This is a genomic window from Escherichia sp. AM3, assembly GCF_032029835.1.
GTDB classification, from domain to species: Bacteria; Pseudomonadota; Gammaproteobacteria; order Enterobacterales; family Enterobacteriaceae; genus Escherichia; species Escherichia coli.
In genome coordinates, this window is the sequence record NZ_JAVUPQ010000145.1 from 1 (window position 1) to 3,788 (window position 3,788).

Annotated in this window: 2 protein-coding genes and 3 pseudogenes; 3 read left to right on the plus strand and 2 right to left on the minus strand. The window is 52.0% G+C overall.

The annotated features are described in order from the left end of the window. Window positions 1-505: 505 nt before the first annotated feature. Window positions 506-927, minus strand: a pseudogene (locus RTW80_RS22900) (hypothetical protein). A gap of 221 nt (window positions 928-1,148) precedes the next feature. Between RTW80_RS22900 and tnpA the strand changes: the two are divergent. The 3 genes and pseudogenes from tnpA (at window position 1,149) to RTW80_RS22915 (ending at window position 3,485) form a co-directional block, all read left to right on the plus strand. Next, the gene (gene tnpA, locus RTW80_RS22905; RefSeq protein WP_000839179.1) at window positions 1,149-1,553 is read left to right on the plus strand and encodes an IS66-like element accessory protein TnpA; all 405 of its coding nucleotides are present in this window, start codon (window positions 1,149-1,151) and stop codon (window positions 1,551-1,553) included. Further along, entirely contained in the window at window positions 1,550-1,897 is a 348-nt protein-coding gene (gene tnpB / locus RTW80_RS22910; RefSeq protein WP_000612626.1) for an IS66 family insertion sequence element accessory protein TnpB, read from the plus strand. The genes tnpA and tnpB overlap by 4 nt, the downstream gene beginning before the upstream one ends. A 48-nt stretch (window positions 1,898-1,945) precedes the next feature. Further along, a pseudogene (locus RTW80_RS22915) lies at window positions 1,946-3,485 on the plus strand (IS66-like element ISEc22 family transposase). A gap of 70 nt (window positions 3,486-3,555) precedes the next feature. Here RTW80_RS22915 and RTW80_RS22920 read toward each other — a convergent pair. Further along, a pseudogene (locus RTW80_RS22920) lies at window positions 3,556-3,738 on the minus strand (hypothetical protein). Between the last annotated feature and the right edge of the window lie 50 nt (window positions 3,739-3,788).

The following is a 3,788-nucleotide window of genomic DNA, read 5'->3' on the forward strand; positions in this document are numbered from 1 at the left end:
GCATGAAATTGGCCTCAGATTAATGTTAAGCGTCTTGCAGGACGCGTAATGTTAACTGGGGCTTTTCTCTATCTGCCGTTGGTGTCCATGCCCGAGGCAGATAGCCTCAAGCACCCGCAGTCATTCTACTTAACTAAGATTTCCCCGCAAACCGTTTTTGTCCAGCACAGTAAATATCCAACTAAACCAATGGAGTTCGCTGTATTTACCGCCAGTATTCAATGCACATGACCGCCATGAACACCCCTAAAAAAAGGGCATTTATATATCCAAATATTAATATCAAAACATCAACTTTTTCCATATACCTTGCTGTGAAGATGATGGGCATACATGATGCGAACAACCAGAACGCAACAAACAAAAACTGCAATGCGTTTTTCATTATTCCTCCTACAATCAATGTGCAATTACATTTAAACACACCTCAATTTGGCCGGACATATAAATATCTAAACCAGAAAAAATCACTTACATAGCGTTACAAACTCTTTAGTCTAAAGGTTCATCGTAAAACATTCCCCATACTTATCAGTCCGTTCCGCGCCAGGTAGCTCATTGCCTTATCTGGCAACCTGTAATCAGGTTTCCGCTTTTTCAGTTGGCTGGTCGTTTAACCGACATAGTTAATCCATTAATCTAGTTGCCGGATGTTGGTGGATTTTCGCGTTTTAGTTGTTCATAAAAGTGCACAGCTTTAACCAGTTCTTCTGATGTAACTGGGACTGGTGAGGCAGTGAATAAGGCCTGAATTTGATAGTTCGGCCTGTCGTTACAATCCTCTTTTTTCGGTACATATTTCCAGTCACCAGACCACTACTTCCCCTGAAAGTCCGTAACGCCTTTTTTCACGTAGCGATATCGCCATGCCACTGGTTTTGCTTGCCCCGCCGTTTCATGCCCTTCCTGATAATTAATCTCGCTCATTCATCGCCCCACTCATCACAATATGCTTCGACCGGAGTTTTTCCCGCTTCATAGTCATCACGCTAGGATTCGACATCAGCAGCACTTCCACCGCGTAACTCACCATAGTCCATTAATAGTTCATCCCGCTCTTCAAAACTGTAAGCGTCGTCTCAGCACCGTCTGGCAGATCCTGAAATTCCTGAGAGAATAGTGGACACCAAATATGGTGGACGCAATCCATGAAATCATTAACCGCAGTGCGTAAAAAAAGCCCTAATTATCCCGTTGAGTTCAAAATCAAAATGGTTGAACTCTCGCATCGACCAGAGATCTCCGTAGCGCAACTCGCTCGTGAGCATGGGATCAACGATAATTTGCTGTTCAAGTGGCGCCAGTACTGGCGCGAAGGAAAACTACGTCCTCCTTCAACAACAGAAAACAACGTGCCTGAGCTGCTCCCGATAACACTTGATGCCGAAGATGTTGTCCCTACAACCTCCCCCCGGTCACAACCTGTAGCTGCTGCGACACCTGAATCACTCAATATCAGCTGTGAAGTGACGTTCCGGCACGGATCACTCCGTCTGAATGGTGCCATCAGCGAAAATATCCTGAACCTGCTGATACGGGAGCTCAAACGTTGATCCCATTACCATCAGGGACAAAGATCTGGCTGGTCGCTGGCATCACCGATATGAGAAACGGCTTCAACGGCCTGGCGGCAAAGGTGCAGACGACGCTGAAAGACGATCCGATGTCAGGTCACGTTTTTATCTTCCGTGGGCGTAATGGCAGTCAGGTAAAGCTCCTCTGGTCTACCGGCGATGGACTGTGTCTGCTGACCAAACGGCTGGAGCGCGGCCGCTTCGCCTGGCCGTCAGCCCGGGATGGCAAAGTGTTCCTCACACCGGCACAGCTGGCGATGCTGCTGGAAGGTATCGACTGGCGGCAGCCTAAAAGACTGCTTACGTCCCTGACTATGTTGTAAGCCTCTTTATCCTGGTCGACGCTGAATGAGCCTGGTAATATACCCGGTATGAGCAGCTCACTTCCTGACGATATCAATGCACTGAAACGTCTCCTTGCCGAACAGGAGGCGCTGAACCGTGCCCTGCAGGAAAAGCTGAACGAGCGTGAACGCGAAATAGACCATCTGCAGGCACAGCTGGATAAGCTGCGCCGGATGAACTTCGGCAGCCGCTCGGAAAAAGTCTCCCGTCGTATCGCACAGATGGAAGCTGACCTGAAGGCACTTCAGAAAGAAAGTGATACCCTTACCGGTCGGGTTGACGACCCGGCCGTGCAGCGCCCGCTGCGTCAAACCCGCACCCGCAAACCGTTCCCCGAATCACTCCCCCGCGATGAAAAACGGCTGCTGCCGGCAGCGTCATGCTGCCCGGAATGTGGAGGCTCGCTGAGCTATCTGGGTGAGGATGCCGCCGAACAGCTGGAGCTGATGCGCAGCGCCTTCCGGGTTATCCGGACTGTACGTGAAAAGCATGCCTGTACTCAGTGCGATGCCATCGTGCAGGCCCCCGCGCCTTCACGGCCCATCGAGCGGGGTATCGCAGGACCGGGGCTGCTGGCCCGCGTGCTGATCTCAAAGTATGCAGAGCACACCCCGCTGTACCGCCAGTCTGAAATGTACGGCCGCCAGGGCGTGGAGCTGAGTCGTTCACTGCTGTCGGGCTGGGTGGATGCATGCTGCCGGCTACTGTCACCGCTGGAAGAAGCGCTTCAGGACTATGTGCTGACTGACGGTAAGCTCCATGCTGATGACACGCCTGTCCCGGTGCTGTTGCCAGGCAATAAGAAAACGAAGACCGGGCGGTTATGGACCTACGTTCGTGACGACCGTAACGCCGGGTCAACGCTGGCGCCGGCGGTGTGGTTCGCTTACAGCCCGGACAGAAAAGGCATCCATCCGCAGACCCATCTTGCGGGGTTCAGTGGTGTACTGCAGGCGGATGCATACGCCGGGTTCAACGAGCTGTACCGGGATGGCCGGATAACGGAAGCCGCCTGTTGGGCTCACGCCCGCCGTAAAATCCACGATGTGCACGTTCGCACCCCGTCAGCCCTGACGGAGGAAGCGCTGAAACGGATCGGCGAACTGTACGCCATCGAGGCAGAGATAAGGGGAATGACGGCGGAGCAGCGCCTTGCCGAACGTCAGTTGAAAACGAAACCGCTGCTGAAATCCCTGGAAAGCTGGCTGCGTGAAAAGATGAAAACCCTGTCGCGACACTCAGAACTGGCGAAAGCGTTCGCATACGCCCTGAACCAGTGGCCGGCGCTGACGTACTATGCAGATGATGGCTGGGCTGAGGCGGACAATAACATCGCTGAAAATGCGTTGCGGATGGTCAGTCTGGGCCGCAAAAACTACCTGTTCTTCGGTTCGGATCATGGAGGAGAGCGGGGAGCGCTGCTGTACAGCCTGATCGGGACGTGCAAACTGAACGGAGTGGAGCCAGAAAGCTACCTCCGCTATGTCCTTGACGTCATAGCCGACTGGCCGATAAACCGGGTCGGCGAACTGCTCCCCCTGGCGCGTAGCACTGCCGACTGAATAACACATCCCCGTCAATACGGTTCTTGCTGCACGCTTACTCAAAACTGATGTTATATTTAGCTGAACAAAAATCAGCCACTTTGTTCTTCCTCATCGTCTTTTATTTCGTGGTATGAGTAATTGCAGTAGTTAAAGAAAATTTCTTATGCTCCGTCATGAATTTCCTCAGGTGTTGCGTCATCGTCCACTTCGAATACATCCTCAAAATCTCCACCAGCTATTCCCGTTTCAATAATAATTTTGAACTTTCGCATTTCACTACCGCCCTTTCGGGCGGCCTCCTGATGTTCTGAGGGTGCAGAAA